Origin of the sequence: Corynebacterium sp. KPL1986, assembly GCF_000477975.1 — a bacterium.
Lineage (GTDB): Bacteria > Actinomycetota > Actinomycetes > Mycobacteriales > Mycobacteriaceae > Corynebacterium > Corynebacterium accolens.
Genome location: NZ_KI515719.1, coordinates 1,156,278 through 1,170,268 on the forward strand (window position 1 = coordinate 1,156,278; position 13,991 = coordinate 1,170,268).

A 13,991-nucleotide genomic window follows, 5' to 3' on the forward strand; every position below is an offset into this window, starting at 1 on the left:
CGCTAGGCGGCAAGCAGACCCAGACAAGCGATAACCCCCGCCAAGGTCAGCCATGGCCGGTGATAGAGCAGCCCGGCGATGACCCATCCATATGCGAGAAGCGTAAATAGCGGGTGGGCGGTGATGGTGACCACGGGCAGGCTGGCCACGCCGTGGGCGATGGTATTGATCCACCACGCTGCGGGTTCGATGAGTTTTAATAATCCCGCGGCGATAATGCTCAAGGGTCCTAGCTGCGCGGCGATGGCCGCGAGCAGCCCTACCACGGTAATGGGTGCGGTGGCGGGCGCTACTAGGACATTGGCGAGGACCGAGACGACGGATACCTCGCCGGACATGAGGGCGATAAGCGGCAGAGTGAGGATATCGGCGGCAATCGCCACCGCGATAGCGCGCAGAAAGATGGCGGGCCAGCCGGTGACCGCTAGATGGGAATAAATAAGCGGGCTTAGCATGACGATGCCGAAGGTCGCCGCGCACGATAGCGCGAAGCCAAAATGCACCGCGAGGTCCGAATCCACGAAAAGGAGGGTGAGGATGCCGAGGCTGAGCGCGTGGATGGGTTCCATGGTGGAAGAGTGCAGCACCGCGAGCAGGCCTACTACCCCGGCGACGGCTGCGCGCTGCACCGACGGTTCAAGTCCTACCAAGACGACATAGGTGGCTAGCGCGGCCAAGGACACCGCCACCCTAGTGCGCGGTCCGGCGGCACACGCGGCGCAAACGATGGCGGCGAAGGAACAGACGATGGCCACATTGGCACCAGACACTGCGCTGAGGTGCGATAGCCCGGTATCGATGTAGAGATCGCGCTCGGCGGGGCTTTGCAGGGAGGTATCGCCAAGCACCATGCCTGGGATAAGCCCCTGGCTGCTCGGGCCTACCGCCTCTAGTACGACCGCGCGGAAGTTATCGGCCACCCGCGCGGCCCAGCCGGCCAGGCCCGAAGGCGGCGCATCGATACGCAGGCGGGAGGCGTTGGCTATCACGGTTCCCACTCCGGGTTGGTCGGACTCGGAAAGCTGTACCGCGGCCGTGACCTGCGTTCCGGCGGGTGCGCTCAGTGGTTCGGGGCTAAATACCGGAAGCTGCGCGGGGTAGCCTGGGACATCGAGCCGGATGAACCAACCGCCGGTGCTCGTTTGGGTCGGCGCGGTGACCACGCGGCCGGTAATCTCGCGGCCGAAATCGAAGGCGGCCGCTCGCGCCTGCCGCACCGCTGCAACGAAGGCGGCGGCGCTGGCGAGCACGCCGCAAAAAATAGCTTGGCCCCAGTGCCGAGCGAGCAGGCATATTCCTACGACACTGCCGATGCACGCCACGGCCCACCCCTGCCCGAAAACCAGCACCGCGATGACCGCCACCCATGCGGTCAGGGCGCCGGGCAGCAGACGGAGTTCTTTCATCGCGGCGTGGCCTCTTCTGCCTACAGCTGCACGTCATCTTTGAGCTTGGCAAACTTGGCAGGCCCAATCCCGCTGACCTCGAGGAGTTCCTCGACGTCCTTAAATCCCCCGCGCTCTTCGCGGAAGGAGACGATGGCTTCCGCGGTGACCTCCCCTACCCCGTTGAGATCCATGAGATCGGCGGCGGTCGCGGAATTAAGGCTGACTTTATCGCCGCCGGCGGGTGCGGCGGTGGGGGCATCGGCAAGCGCGGGGTCGGGCGGGGCGCCTTGGGGCAGGACGTGGAGCTGCTGGCCATCGGCAAGCCGCTGCGCTTGGTTGAGCGTCATGGTCTCCGCCTCCGGCAGGGGTGTGGCTGCGGCGAGGGCATCGGCGACGCGGGCGCCGGGCTCGAGGGTCTTCAGGCCGGGCGCTGCAACCTCGCCGACGACGGATACGACGATTTCGCTCGCCTCCGCGCTGGGCTCGGCGGTGGTACTGCCCATCGCTGCGGGCTCGGGCATGCCGGACTCATCCGAATTACGGGAGCTCAGTCCCAGCCAAATAATGACGCCCACCACCACCATGATGGCTACCGCGCACGCCTGCCAGCGGCTGATGCGCACGCGCGGGCGCGGGTAATCGACGCGGAGGAGTTCTTCCTCGCCGGTGGGTTGGGTAAATTCGCGGAGTCGTTCGCTGATTTTGGGAGACGCCATAGCTCACAGGCTAGGAAGCCCCCGCGTGCGGTGCGGGGATGTGGGCGGAGGCGCTGTGGATAAGTCGTTGCGGGACGCAACCAAACGGGCTGAGGCGGGGCGGTTATCCACAATCTGGGGCGCACAGGCCGGCCAGCTTCGCGCGTGCGTGCGAGGGACTAGGAGCTAAATACCGCAGAAACCCCGATGGCGGAGGGACCAGCGTGCACGGCGAGTACCTCGGTTAAGGGCGTGGTGATAAAGGACGTGCCCTCTGGCAGGGCGTCGCGCAAGAGGCCCTGCAGCTTGTCCGCCGCCTCGCCGGCCTGGTTGTGCTGAATGGCGATGAAGGCGGGCTCCCCGGCGGCGCGGGCGGCGATGATCTCTACTACCTTGGTAAAGGCCTTGGTCTGCGTGCGGGTTTTCCCCACCAATTCCAGCTTGCCGTCCACGATGGACATGATCGGCTTGGTGGCTAAAAGCGCGGTGGACAACATGGCGGTGGCGGCAGACATGCGGCCTGAGCGGCGCATGTCCTCCATGGAATGCAGGTACGCCCAGGTAGCCGCGCGTTCGATGCTGTCGAGCGCCGCCGCGTGGCATTCTTCCAGCGCCGCGCCCTGTGCCGCCTTGGTAGCAGCCGCCATCGCCGCCGCGCCCATGACCATGCCGGCCGAGCCGGAATCGATAACGCGCACCGTATCAGGAAAAACCCCTGCCGCAGCCACCGCCGCCGACCACGTAGATGAAAGCTCCTTGGACAGGTGGATGGCGATCACGCCATCATCCTGTGCCTTTTCCATTTCCCGGCCGTAGGCCGCGGCCAATTCGAGGGAGGACAGGCCCGAGGTGGTGCGCAGTTTTCCGCCCTTGTCCTCGCTATCCATCACGTGCAGGTCAATGACGGTGATATCGAGTTCTGCAGCAATCTCTGGGGGCAGGCTGGCCGCGGAGTCAGTAATGACGCGAACGGTCACTAGGTATCTGCCCCTCCATCACCGGTGACCTCGCCACCCATATTCCACCCGTCGAAGTACCACTGTGCGCTCGCCACCGTCTCCGGCGTGAATTCCAGGGAGGTCACGGGGGTTTCCGGGTTGAAATCCGGGCGGGCGGTCAGCTGCGACCAGTGGGTATTTTTCAGGCCGGATAAAATGCCGTACTGGCCGTGATCCAAGCCCAACAGGTGGCAGGTGAGAGCGGAAATTGCGCCCCCGTGGGCGACGATGAGCACGGCGCCGTCATCCCAGCCGGAAAAGTCCTGCATGAGCTCGTCGATGACCGGACGAGCCCGCCGCGCCACGTCCACGCGGGACTCGCCCTCCGGCGGGGCCCAGGTGGGGTCATGGCGCCAGATGGCGCGGGCGCCGGGAAATTCCGCATCCACTTCGGCAGAGCTTTTGCCCTGCCACTGCCCCAAATTGGTCTCGCGCAGGCGGGGATCCGTAGAAAAGTCCAAGCCGAGAGATTCTGCCACCACCCGCGCGGTTTCTCGCGCGCGCTGCAAATCGGAGGCGACGATTTTTACCACGCCCTGACCCCGGAGCAGGCGCGCGGCGGCGCGGGCCTGTTCATAGCCGACATCGGAAAGCTCAGTGTCCAAGTGGCCCTGCATGCGGCCGGAGGCATTGTAGGTAGTTTGTCCGTGGCGGATCAGAATCAGGCGGCGGCTCATGGTGGGGTTAAAGCTCCTCGTCCTCGCCAGGGGCCTTTTGCGCCAATGGCAGCTCATCAATGGAATCCACGGTGCGCGGGTTAACGCCATTGGTCCAATCGCCGGGGCGCTCGGGCGGCTCAATGCCCTCGATGTCCACCAACGGGCAATCGTGGTAGAGGCGGTCGAGCCCGTAGTGCTCGCGCTGGTCCGTGCGCTGCACGTGGATGACGATATTGCCATAATCCAGAAGCACCCAACGGTTTTCGCGGTTGCCCTCGCGGCGCTGCGGCTCGAAGCCCTGGGCCGTCATCTGGTCCTCCACCTCATCCACGATGGAGCCGACCTGGCGCTCATTATCGGCAGAAGCCAGCACGAAAACCTCGGTGATGGCGAGGACATCGGAGACATCGATTGCCGCGATATTGCTAGCTAGCTTGTCCTGTGCGGCATGCGCCGCGGTTGCCGCCATACGGCGGGCGAGATCAGAAATAGACAATGTATAAAAATTCCCTTTTCGCGTCTGGTGAGGAAGTGTCTTTTAGCTGTCTATTCTTGCACGTTCGGCGCGATTGTGCCCAAACTTGAACTATAAAGGTTTATCCGGCTGCGCCGAGTAGAGATTATTTTTGGTGATGTATTGCACCACCCCATCTGGAACCAGGTACCACACCGGGCGGTTTTGGGCGGCGCGCTCGCGGCAATCCGTGGAAGAAATGGCCATGGCGGGGATATCGATAAGGTTGATATCCTCCCGCGAGCCGGCCGGCAGCATGTCCGTACTCAGCTCGTAGCCCGGCCGCGTGACGCCTACGAAGTGCGCCATGTCCAGCATCTCTTCCCAGTTATGCCAGCTCATGATGGATTGTAGGGAATCCGCACCGGTAATGAAGTAGAACTCGGCGCCCGGGAAAAGCTCGCGCAGATCGCGCAGGGTATCGATGGTATAGGTAGGGCCTTTGCGGTCGATATCCACGCGGGAGACGGTAAAGCGCGGGTTGGAAGCCGTGGCAACCATCGTCATCAAATACCGGTGCTCCGCGGCGGTGACCTCGCGGGAGGATTTCTGCCACGGCTGGCCGGTGGGAACGAAGACTACGGTATCGAGGGCAAAGCGGTGCGCCGCCTCGCTAGCGGCGACCAGGTGGCCATTGTGGATTGGATCAAAGGTGCCGCCCATGATCCCAATGCGCTGGGAATTGGTCATGGCTGGAGAGTATAGCCGCTACCCTGCTGGGGAGTTAAGCCAGCCAGCCACGGTATCGGCCACGCGGGCATTGTCCTGTTCCACTGCCGCATCGCCCTTGCTATCGCGGAAATACGAAGCGTGGTGGGCGGCCTTGGTGGCCAAGGCATCTTTGGCGTTGCGCAGGCTGAGATCGCAGACGAAGTCGCCGGCAAGGCAGTAATCGATGCGGCGGTCAGCTGGCAGTGCGGCACTATGAGGAATGAGGTATCGCGGAATCGGCCCGGCCATGCCGCCTGGACGCCGCAGGGGATTGCCCAGGTAGATCGCCCCGGCGAGCTTGTCCTGGGACGCGAGGTAGCGCTCCGCGCTGGTGGCGATGATGGCCCCTTGCGAATAGCCGGCGGTGATATAGCGCGGGCTGCATCCCGTTTCTTCTTCGTACTTCTCCACCACGCGCGGCGCGTTGTTCATGCCGCTGCGCAGGCTCTGCACAAACCCGACGGTGACCTGATAGACCAGCTCGTGCAAGGGGTGTTCCAGCAACACCCCACCAAGGCGGCGCATCAGCTGCAGCGGGCGCAGGTTTTCGCCTTCTTGAGCCAGCGGTGGCAGGTTCATCGAGGCTGGATACGCATCCGCATCCAGCGCCAGCACGTAGGCATTATCCATCGCACCGGGGTGGCGTTGTTCTACCAAGTGGAAAAGCGCGGCAAGGTTGGGGCCTTCATAGCCATTGGATTCCGCGCCCTGTTCCGAGTAGCGCTGCGGTCCGAAGTACTCGCCGTGCTCCTCGTTTTGGTCCGAGCCGCGCGCGGCAAGGAAGACGTAATCGGGGCAGGTCTCGGCCTGCGGGTGGTTCTCCCCCGCCGCCGCAACAGGGGTGATCATAGACGCGCCAAGCGCCGCCGTGGCGGCAATGGTGACGACACCAGCGGCGGCGCGAAAGCGAGTTAAAAGGCGCACGTTCTTATGGGCGCACGTGGCCGGTGCCTTGGAGGACCCACTTGGAAGAGGTCAGCTCCGGCAGGGCCATTGGGCCGCGGGCATGCAGCTTCTGGGTGGAAATGCCGATCTCTGCACCCATGCCGTAAACCTCGCCATCGGTAAAGGCGGTGGAAGCGTTCAGCATGACGGCCGCGGCATCGACCTCGTTGCCGAACTTGACCAAAACGTCCGCATCCTGGGCCGCAATGCCCTCGGTGTGGCCGGTGGTAAATTCCGCGATGTGCGCGATGGCACCGTCGACGCCGTCCACTACCTTGGCGCAGATATCCATGGACAGCGACTCTTCACGCCAGTCCTCCTCGGTGGCTTGGACGACGTCCGTGGCGCCGAAGCCCTCAAGCTCGTCCACGTCGCCGTGGACGGTGACGTCTGCATCCTGAAGGGCGCGGACGATGCGCAGCTTGGTGGCATCATCAAGCGCGGCATCGATAAGCACGCACTCCGTAGAGTTGCAGACCGAGGTGCGGCGGGTTTTGCCGTTGATGACCATGTCGATGGCCTTGTCCATATCGGCCGAGGCATCGATGTAGAAGTGGCAGTTGCCGGTACCGGTCTCAATGGCCGGAACGGTAGCGCCGGTAACCACAGCCTCGATGAGCTTGGCGCCGCCGCGGGGGATAACCAGATCCACCAGGCCACGCGCGGTAATCAAGTCCTGGACGGAATCGTGGGTCTCGCACGGCAGGAGCTGGACCACCTCGCGCGGCAGATCGAACTCCGCGAGGGTATCCTGCAGGAGTTCCACCAGCTTGGTATTGGAGTTGCGCGCGGACTTGGAACCGCGCAACAGCGGCACATTGCCGGACTTCAGCGCCAGGCCAAAGGCATCGACCGTGACGTTCGGGCGGGCCTCGTATACCATGCCCATCACGCCGAGCGGGACGCGCACCTGCTTCATCTGGATGCCGTTATCCATGGTGCGGCCCTGCAGGATCTCGCCTACCGGGTCCTGCAGGCCAGCGACCTGGCGCAGGCCATCGGCAATGCCCTCAACGCGGGCGGCGTCCAAGGTCAGGCGGTCAATCAGGGAATCGGACATGCCGCGTTCGCGGCCGGCCTCAATATCCTGCTGGTTGGCAGCAAGGATGTCATCGGTGTGGGTAATGAGATTTTCGGCTGCGCGCTGCAAGATTTCATTCTTGCGCGGCGTGGACAGCTGCGCCACGACGGGCGCAACGTCCTTTGCAGCACGGGCTTTGGACAGAACTTCGTCGCGTTCAGTGTTGCTCATGTCATACCAGAGTAACGTACCCGCCCGAGTTTTTCAGCCGCCCGCCGTGTACCTCACGCTTTGCCTAAATTAGGCAGGCCACGCAGAGAAAACCACCCCCTCTACCCGCACCCGAGAGTGCGGTAAAGCTCACAACTACAAATCCAATTGTTCAATTCCTTGAAATAGTTACTTGGGTATGTTTATTCTTTGCTTGATAGGTTTCACTGCACAAAAGGAGCACTCATGAAAAAGAACGTGGCCAAGCTGGGCCTGATGCTGACCCTGAGCGGGGTCGCCCTCGCCGCCTGCAGCACGAACGACGGCGGCAACGGTTCCGACGCGGGCTCCGGTTCGGGCGACGATCAGACCATCAAGGCCGTTGCCACCACCACGCAGATCTGCGATTACCTCACCCAGATTGCCCAGGGTGGCATGACGCTCCACAAGGTGGATTCCAGCGGCAAGGAAACCACCGAGGGCGATGGCGATACCACCCTCGATCTCACCTGCCTGTTGGCGCCGAATGCCAGCGCGCACGAGCACGAGATGACCCCGCAGCAGATGAGTGCCATGGCGGATGCGGACTTCCTCTTTAAAAACGGCGTCGATCTCGAGCACTTCCTCGATAACGCCGTGGAGTCTTCCGGCTTTGACGGCGAGACCATCGTCACCGCCGGCGATGACAACTCCAAGCACAAGGTAGACCTGCGCGAGTGGCCTTTCCCCGGTGAGGACGGCGAGGAACCAGAATTCACCCACGACCCGCACGTATGGACCTCCCCCAAGAACGCCAAGATCCAGGTAGAAAACATCGTGGATGCCTTGGCCGATAAGGAGCCATCCGTGAAGGAGGTCGGCGAAAAGTACACCAAGCAGCTCGACGAGCTAGATAAGTGGGTCACCGAGTCCCTAGAGACCGTCCCCGAGCAAGACCGCGTGCTGTTTACCTCGCACGATGCCTTCGGCTATTTCTCCAATGACTATGACGTGAAGTTCATCGGCTCCGCGCTCACGGACTTCAATAACCAGCAGGACGCCACCTCCTCGCACATCGAGGATGCCGCCAAGGAGGTCCGCGATTCCGGCGCCAAGGCCATCTTCGCGGAAAACTCCAATAACTCTAAGTCCATCGAGGCCATCGCCCGCGCCGCAGGCGTCAAGGCCATTATGGATGATGACGCCCTGTACGGCGACTCCTTGGGCGTGCCCAATAGTGACGGCGCCACCTACATCGGCTCCATCATCCACAACGTCACCACCCTGGTAGAAGCCTGGGACGGTGAAGCAGCCGATCTGCCCGAAAGCCTGGATAACGCACGATGAGTGCACCGCTTCTAAAGCTTTCCCATGCCTCCTGTGGCTATGGCACCACCACCATCGTGGACGATGTCTCCTTGACCATCCACGAAGGTGAGGCCATCGCGCTGCTGGGGGCTAATGGCGCTGGTAAATCCACGCTTTTAAAGGCCATCGCGGGCCTTGCTACGCTGCGCGGCGAGCATCAGCGCACGGCGACGCTGGGGTATGTTCCCCAGCACCACACCTGCGATCCCACCTTTCCCGTCACCGCCGGCCGGGTCGTGGAAATGGGCCTGCTCAATAAGGCCTCGTGGTGGGAGCGCATGGGCAGCATGCGCCGTCTGCGCCCGCAGATTACGCAGGCCCTCGAGCTCGTCGGCATGGCGGATAAGGCGAAGACCCGCTGGGATAAGCTCTCGGGCGGGCAGCGCCAACGCATTTTTATCGCCCGCGCGCTCGCCGCGCACCCGGACTTGGTGCTCATGGACGAGCCCTTCAATGGCCTGGACCAAGACAGCAGGCAGGTGCTTTTAGGGATCATCGCCAAGCTTAAGGAAAGCGGGGTTGCCCTGCTCATTTCTACCCACGATCCCATTTTGGCGCAGCGCGCTTGCGATGCTGGAATGCTCATCGTGGACGGCCACAGCGAGGTCCTCGATACCGAGGATGCAGTCGAGCGCTACCTGGAGGCCACGTCGGTATTGCAGGGGGACATGTGACGCTTCTGCTTACTGCTCCCTATATGCAGCGCGCCGCCCTGTTCTTGTTGTGCGTGGCCTTGACCGGCGCAGTGGTCAGCGTGATGGTTAACCTGCGCCGCATGGAATTTAGCGTCGAGGCGCTGGTCCACTCGGTATTCCCGGGCATCGTCATCGGCCTGGCCGTGGCGGGCTTTCCCGGCATCTTGCCCGGTGCCGCCGTCGCCGCGGGTGTCGCCGTGCTCATTTTGGCGCGCCTGAATTCCGGCAGCGATGGCCACGATCATGAATCCGGTACCGCGGTGGTACTGACCTTGATGTATGGCATCGGCGTGGTCATCAGCCTCGCCGTGGGGGATCGCTCCGGCCAGCTGGAGGCCCTTATGTTTGGCCGCTTGCTCGATATCACCACTGACCGCATGATCCCCTCGATCATCTTGTGCGTGGTTGCCGCCCTGCTCATCCTGGCCACCTGGCGCTCGCAAGTAGCCGTCGCCTTTGACCGCGAATCCGCGCGCGCCACCGGCATCCGCGTGGGGGTAATCGATGTCACTGCCAACGTAGCGGTGGGCCTAATCGTAGTCGCCGCGAGCTCCGCCATTGGTGTATTGCTCGTTCTGGGTTTCGTGGTGGTACCTGGCCTGGTCGGGCGCGTCCTGGCTAGCACCCCACTGCAGATGCTCCTATGGGCGCTGCTGGGCGCGGTAATCGCCGTATGCGTGGGCTTGTGGCTGATGCTTTCGGTAACCTCCCACCAGATTTCCCCGCAGGCCATCGTCGCGCTGTCGCTGTCCCTGACCGTTCCGCTCGCACTTTTAGGCAGGCGCATATGGGTGTCTTAACATTGCCATTCCTCGAGGCCATCGCGGTGGGCTGCCTCTCCGGGCTGGTGGGTACGCTCATGGTACTGGGCAATCGCGTCTTTTTTGCCGAAAGCCTCTCCCACGGCACCTTTCCCGGCGCGGTCCTCGGCGTCGTCGTGGCCAATGCGCTGGGCGCCAACTTGAGCGATGGGCTCATGCTCGGCTCCGTGGCGGTCTGCATTCCGCTGGCGATTTTCATGCATTACCTGGGCAAGGTGCACGGCGTCTCCTCCACCGCTGCGGCGGGCACCACGCTGACTCTGGGCTTTGCGCTGGGTATCTTGTTGCTGCGCTGGTTCCAACCGCTGCCGCTGCACGTCGATAGCTTCCTGGTGGGCTCGCTCACCACGGTCAACCACCGCGATGTCGCCGTCGCGGCCGGCTTGGTCATTATCTGCTTGCTGGCGGTACTAGCCTGCCGGCGCCGCCTCTTCCAGGCGTATTTCGACCCCACCACGTCTCCGCATAGCGGGCTTTACGATGCCCTGACGCTCGGCCTTATCTGCTTGACGATGGCCGCCGTCATCCCCGCCGTCGGCACCATCTTGTCCATTGCCCTGCTCGTGGCCCCGGCCGCGGGCCTGCGCCCGTGGGTATCGCGCCCGGAGGCGCTCCTTATCGGGGCGGGCATCATTGGCATCACCATCGCGGTCGCCGGGCTTTTTATCGCCGCACACTTGAGCCTTTCGGCCGGCGGCACCATCGCCATTGTGGCCGGCGTGTTTTACCTCGCCAGCATGACGGCCTATAAGGCGGTCTCCTAACGTGCGGCGCAGCATGGCGTCGCACGGCGCGACGCAGCAACGCAGTGCTGCGCCGCGTTAATTGTTCGAGGCCAGGCGGACTGTGATCTCGCGGGCGGCCACCTCCGCCAGCGACATCTCGCCAGCTTCGGTCTGCACCGTCAATAAGCCGGCAACGCTATCGCTTACGCGCAGCTCGTTGCCCAGCTCCACCCCAAAGCGGTCGAGGTAGCGCAGCAGGCCTGGATCCTCATCGCAGACGCGCTCCACGGTCACGGGCGCATCGAGCGGGGCGCTGGCGAGCGTGAGCGTGCCAAGATCCTCGATCCCGCCGCCAATATCGGGAATGGGATCGCCGTGCGGGTCGCGGTCGGGGGATCCCAGCAGCGCATCGATGCGGCCGATAAAGCGATCGGAGCAGGCGTGCTCGAGGCGGTCAGCATCCTCGTGCACCTCGTCCCAGGAATAGTCCAGGGTCTCTACCAAGAAGGTTTCTAATAGCCGGTGGCGGCGCACCATCTGCATCGCCAGCTCACGGCCCTCAGGGCTCAATGAGACGCCCTGATAGCGCTCGTGCTCCACCAGCCCTTGGGCGGCGAGCTTCTTAATCGCCTCGGAGGCGGTGGGCACCTTTTGCTCCAGGCGCCCCGCCACATCCTTCAGCGCAACCGGGGCGCCACCGGAGTGCTCCGATAAGTCCCACAGAACTTTCAGGTAGTCCTGGCTGCGGGTAGGCAGTTCTTCTAGGTGCATATCCACCATCTTCATAATCGTGCTTGCGTCGTCCTTGGATTAGTGTTAGTTTAGCAGTAGTTCAACGAGTTGAACTTTTATTTTCACTTGCCACGGACAGTGGGCGGTACGTCCTTTCTTCGGTACACACACGACGCACCCAGCCATCGCTGTCCGTGGCTTTTGATTTTTCTAGTATCCCGCCTCTGGGTCCACCTGGGTGGGCATGGGCTCGCCCTTCTCCCACGCGGCGGCGTTGGCGTTGAAAATATCGCCCATGTGATACTGCGCCACGTGCTTTGTCGCCCCGATATGCGGGGTCATAGTGCAATTGGGCAGGGAGAGCAGCGGGTGGTCATCGGGAAGCGGCTCTGGGTCCACGACCTCCAAGCCGGCGCCGGCAATCTCGCCCTCGCGCAAGGCATCCACCAAATCATCCGTGACCACGGTGCTGCCGCGGCCGACGTTGATAAACAGCGCGGACGGCTTCATGGCGCGGAACTTTGCGGCATCGATAAGCCCCTCCGTTTCTGCCGTAGCGGGGAGGATGCAGAAAATGACATCGGCCTCGCCCCACACGTGCGCGGCATCATCCATGGCCACCACCTCATCGGCGCCCTCCACCGGGCGGCCGGAGCGATTCACGGCGGTAATGTGGACCCCAAAGGGCTTGAGCAAGGCAATGAGCTGCTTGCCGATGCCCCCAGCGCCCAAAATCGCCACCTTTTTCGGCCCCTGCTGGTCATAAATCCACTCCTGCGCCTCATCCAGCTCCTTGGCCACCGACCACGTGCCGGCCTGCGCAAAGGCCTTGTGCTGGTGCGCCTGGGAGAGCAGCAGGCCCAGGGCGCATTCGGCCACAGGCTTAGCAAAGGCGCCGGCGGAATTGCACCACGGCAATCCCTCAGGGGTAATCAATCCGGCATCGATGAGTTGGTTGACGCCGGTAAAACAATGCTGCACCCAGCCGATATTGTCCGGCATCTCCGGGATGCGGCGCGGGCTGGGCGTGTTATTGACATAAACCTCGGCATCTTCGAGGTTTTCTACGCGTTCGTGGCCGGCAGCGCTTAAGTCATCGACCATCGGCTGCCAGGTTTCTGGTCCCATAAAATACTTCATGGGAACCAGCGTACGGCACGCGGCTAGATGCGCGAGGCGAAGTTAGACAGGTAATCCGCGTGCACGACCGAGCGGCGCTTATCTTCTGGCAGCTCGCTCATCTGCATGCCCTTGATGGCGTTCAATTCCTCAGAATCGAAGCGGACCTCGCCGCGGCCGATAACCTCGCCCTTCGGGCCCAAGATATCGATGATTTCGCCCTTGTTGAATTCACCGCGGACATCGGTAATACCCACCGCGAGCAAGGAGGTGCCGCCCTTGGTCACTGCTTCCTTGGCGCCCTCGTCCAAGCGGACGGCTCCGCCGGTATCGGCGCAGTAGAGTGCCCAGAACTTCCAGGCCGAAAGCTGGCGTTCCTCGCGGGTGTGGAAGACGGTGCCCACGGAGGCATCGGAAAGCGCGGGCCCAATATTATCGGTAGAGGTGAGCAGCACTGGAATGCCGCCGCGGGTAGCCAGGCGGGCGGCGGAGACCTTCGTGGCCATGCCGCCGGTGCCGACCTTGCCGCCATCGCCGGCAACAACGCCCTTGAGATCCTTACCGGTGCGCACCTCATCGATGAACTTCGCATCCGGCTCGGCCGGGTTCTTGTCATAGAGGCCATCGACGTCAGAGAACAAGAAGAGCGCGTCCGCGCCCACCAAGTTGGCGACCAAGGCCGACAGGCGGTCGTTATCGCCAAAGTGCATCTCAGAGGTAGCCACGGCGTCGTTTTCGTTCACGATGGGAATGGTGCGCAGCTGGCGCAGGCGATCAATGGTGCGCTGCGCGTTGCGGGCGCGGTCGCGGTGCCCGGCATCGGAAGCCGTGAGCAGCACCTGACCGATGGTGCGCTGGTAACGCGCAAAGGAGCGGCCCCACTCATAGGCCAGGTGCACCTGGCCCACAGACGCCGAGGCCTGCTTGGTAGCCAGGTCGGTGGGGCGCTGGTGCAGGCCGAGCGGGCCCATGCCGGCGGCAACCGCACCGGAGGAAACGATGATGACATCGGAGCGCCCCATGCGCGCGTGGACGGCATCCACGATGTGATCGATCTTTTCCTGCGAGACGCGGAAGTTATCATCCGTGAGCGACGAGGAACCAATCTTGACAACGACGCGCTTGGCCTCAGCGATGGAGTTGCGCAATTCGGATTCAAACCCGGAGGCTATCGGGTTTTCATCAAGGGCTTCAGGGAACGGGGTATCAGCGGTAGGGCCATCAAAAGGCTCTACGGGGAGCGGAAGAATGGGCTCTTTCTGTTGATCAGAAGACATAACTCAATAGTGTACAAAGCTTCCGGCACGAGTCCCCTTCATTGGGGCGTATTTCCCCCATGTGCGCAGCACATTATGCCCGGGGTGGGGGCACTCGCCCCAGCGGACGAGGCCCCACTTCCCCACTCGCGCGG

General features: G+C 63.0%; 15 protein-coding genes. 4 read left to right on the top strand and 11 right to left on the bottom strand.

The features are described from left to right. Positions 1-2: 2 nt before the first annotated feature. The 8 genes from HMPREF1287_RS05350 to HMPREF1287_RS05385 all read right to left on the bottom strand — a co-directional run bounded on the left by HMPREF1287_RS05350 (position 3) and on the right by HMPREF1287_RS05385 (position 7,162). On the bottom strand, positions 3-1,406 hold the full coding sequence (locus HMPREF1287_RS05350; protein ID WP_023017096.1) for a ComEC/Rec2 family competence protein: 1,404 nt from the start codon (positions 1,404-1,406) through the stop codon (positions 3-5). Positions 1,407-1,426: 20 nt separating this feature from the next. Then, positions 1,427-2,104, bottom strand: a complete 678-nt coding sequence (locus tag HMPREF1287_RS05355) for a ComEA family DNA-binding protein (protein WP_023017095.1) — start codon at positions 2,102-2,104, stop codon at positions 1,427-1,429. Positions 2,105-2,262: 158 nt separating this feature from the next. After that, positions 2,263-3,060 carry a DegV family protein gene (locus HMPREF1287_RS05360; protein ID WP_023017094.1) on the bottom strand — a complete coding sequence of 266 codons (798 nt, stop codon included), beginning with the start codon at positions 3,058-3,060 and terminating at the stop codon, positions 2,263-2,265. Beyond that, the gene (locus tag HMPREF1287_RS05365) at positions 3,060-3,758 is read right to left on the bottom strand and encodes a histidine phosphatase family protein (RefSeq protein WP_023017093.1); all 699 of its coding nucleotides are present in this window, start codon (positions 3,756-3,758) and stop codon (positions 3,060-3,062) included. The genes HMPREF1287_RS05360 and HMPREF1287_RS05365 overlap by 1 nt, the downstream gene beginning before the upstream one ends. A 7-nt stretch (positions 3,759-3,765) precedes the next feature. Next, positions 3,766-4,209, bottom strand: coding sequence for a ribosome silencing factor (gene rsfS / locus HMPREF1287_RS05370; RefSeq protein WP_198010384.1), 444 nt, complete (start codon positions 4,207-4,209; stop codon positions 3,766-3,768). A gap of 117 nt (positions 4,210-4,326) precedes the next feature. Further along, positions 4,327-4,944, bottom strand: a complete 618-nt coding sequence (gene nadD / locus HMPREF1287_RS05375; RefSeq protein ID WP_005284339.1) for a nicotinate-nucleotide adenylyltransferase — start codon at positions 4,942-4,944, stop codon at positions 4,327-4,329. 18 nt (positions 4,945-4,962) lie between these two features. Further along, entirely contained in the window at positions 4,963-5,889 is a 927-nt protein-coding gene (locus tag HMPREF1287_RS05380) for a cutinase family protein (RefSeq protein ID WP_023017091.1), read from the bottom strand. Between the two features lie 4 nt (positions 5,890-5,893). Further along, positions 5,894-7,162, bottom strand: coding sequence for a glutamate-5-semialdehyde dehydrogenase (locus HMPREF1287_RS05385; protein ID WP_023017090.1), 1,269 nt, complete (start codon positions 7,160-7,162; stop codon positions 5,894-5,896). 225 nt (positions 7,163-7,387) lie between these two features. On the opposite strand from HMPREF1287_RS05385, the gene HMPREF1287_RS05390 reads away from it, so the two are divergent. From HMPREF1287_RS05390 to HMPREF1287_RS05405, 4 genes are read left to right on the top strand one after another with little or no spacing between them, the layout of a single operon-like run. Continuing rightward, the gene (locus tag HMPREF1287_RS05390; protein WP_023017089.1) at positions 7,388-8,467 is read left to right on the top strand and encodes a metal ABC transporter substrate-binding protein; all 1,080 of its coding nucleotides are present in this window, start codon (positions 7,388-7,390) and stop codon (positions 8,465-8,467) included. Continuing rightward, positions 8,464-9,162 (top strand): metal ABC transporter ATP-binding protein, encoded by a 699-nt coding sequence (locus HMPREF1287_RS05395; RefSeq protein ID WP_023017088.1) that lies wholly within the window; start codon positions 8,464-8,466, stop codon positions 9,160-9,162. Before HMPREF1287_RS05390 ends, HMPREF1287_RS05395 begins: the two co-directional genes overlap by 4 nt. Continuing rightward, entirely contained in the window at positions 9,159-9,983 is an 825-nt protein-coding gene (locus tag HMPREF1287_RS05400) for a metal ABC transporter permease (protein WP_023017087.1), read from the top strand. The genes HMPREF1287_RS05395 and HMPREF1287_RS05400 overlap by 4 nt, the downstream gene beginning before the upstream one ends. Then, positions 9,971-10,768: a metal ABC transporter permease gene (locus tag HMPREF1287_RS05405; protein WP_023017086.1), complete on the top strand. Its 798-nt coding sequence runs from the start codon at positions 9,971-9,973 to the stop codon at positions 10,766-10,768. The genes HMPREF1287_RS05400 and HMPREF1287_RS05405 overlap by 13 nt, the downstream gene beginning before the upstream one ends. 57 nt (positions 10,769-10,825) lie before the next feature. Here the strand turns inward: HMPREF1287_RS05405 and HMPREF1287_RS05410 are convergent, their stop codons facing one another. The 3 genes from HMPREF1287_RS05410 to proB form a co-directional block, all read right to left on the bottom strand. Further along, positions 10,826-11,515 (bottom strand): metal-dependent transcriptional regulator, encoded by a 690-nt coding sequence (locus HMPREF1287_RS05410; protein ID WP_023017085.1) that lies wholly within the window; start codon positions 11,513-11,515, stop codon positions 10,826-10,828. Between the two features lie 156 nt (positions 11,516-11,671). Continuing rightward, entirely contained in the window at positions 11,672-12,601 is a 930-nt protein-coding gene (locus HMPREF1287_RS05415) for a D-isomer specific 2-hydroxyacid dehydrogenase family protein (RefSeq protein WP_023017084.1), read from the bottom strand. A 23-nt stretch (positions 12,602-12,624) separates the two neighbouring features. After that, positions 12,625-13,857, bottom strand: coding sequence for a glutamate 5-kinase (gene proB, locus HMPREF1287_RS05420; protein WP_005277962.1), 1,233 nt, complete (start codon positions 13,855-13,857; stop codon positions 12,625-12,627). Positions 13,858-13,991 lie beyond the last annotated feature (134 nt).

Excerpts from the sequence above, each read along its gene's own strand:
- HMPREF1287_RS05350 (WP_023017096.1), bottom strand. The coding sequence starts at position 1,406 with ATGAAAGAACTCCGTCTGCTGCCCGGCGCCCTGACCGCATGGGTGGCG.
- HMPREF1287_RS05355 (WP_023017095.1), bottom strand. The coding sequence starts at position 2,104 with ATGGCGTCTCCCAAAATCAGCGAACGACTCCGCGAATTTACCCAACCC.
- HMPREF1287_RS05365 (WP_023017093.1), bottom strand. The coding sequence starts at position 3,758 with ATGAGCCGCCGCCTGATTCTGATCCGCCACGGACAAACTACCTACAAT.
- rsfS (WP_198010384.1), bottom strand. The coding sequence starts at position 4,209 with ATGGCGGCAACCGCGGCGCATGCCGCACAGGACAAGCTAGCTAGCAAT.
- nadD (WP_005284339.1), bottom strand. The coding sequence starts at position 4,944 with ATGACCAATTCCCAGCGCATTGGGATCATGGGCGGCACCTTTGATCCA.
- HMPREF1287_RS05385 (WP_023017090.1), bottom strand. The coding sequence starts at position 7,162 with ATGAGCAACACTGAACGCGACGAAGTTCTGTCCAAAGCCCGTGCTGCA.
- HMPREF1287_RS05390 (WP_023017089.1), top strand. The coding sequence starts at position 7,388 with ATGAAAAAGAACGTGGCCAAGCTGGGCCTGATGCTGACCCTGAGCGGG.
- HMPREF1287_RS05395 (WP_023017088.1), top strand. The coding sequence starts at position 8,464 with ATGAGTGCACCGCTTCTAAAGCTTTCCCATGCCTCCTGTGGCTATGGC.
- HMPREF1287_RS05405 (WP_023017086.1), top strand. The coding sequence starts at position 9,971 with ATGGGTGTCTTAACATTGCCATTCCTCGAGGCCATCGCGGTGGGCTGC.
- HMPREF1287_RS05410 (WP_023017085.1), bottom strand. The coding sequence starts at position 11,515 with ATGAAGATGGTGGATATGCACCTAGAAGAACTGCCTACCCGCAGCCAG.
- HMPREF1287_RS05415 (WP_023017084.1), bottom strand. The coding sequence starts at position 12,601 with ATGAAGTATTTTATGGGACCAGAAACCTGGCAGCCGATGGTCGATGAC.
- proB (WP_005277962.1), bottom strand. The coding sequence starts at position 13,857 with ATGTCTTCTGATCAACAGAAAGAGCCCATTCTTCCGCTCCCCGTAGAG.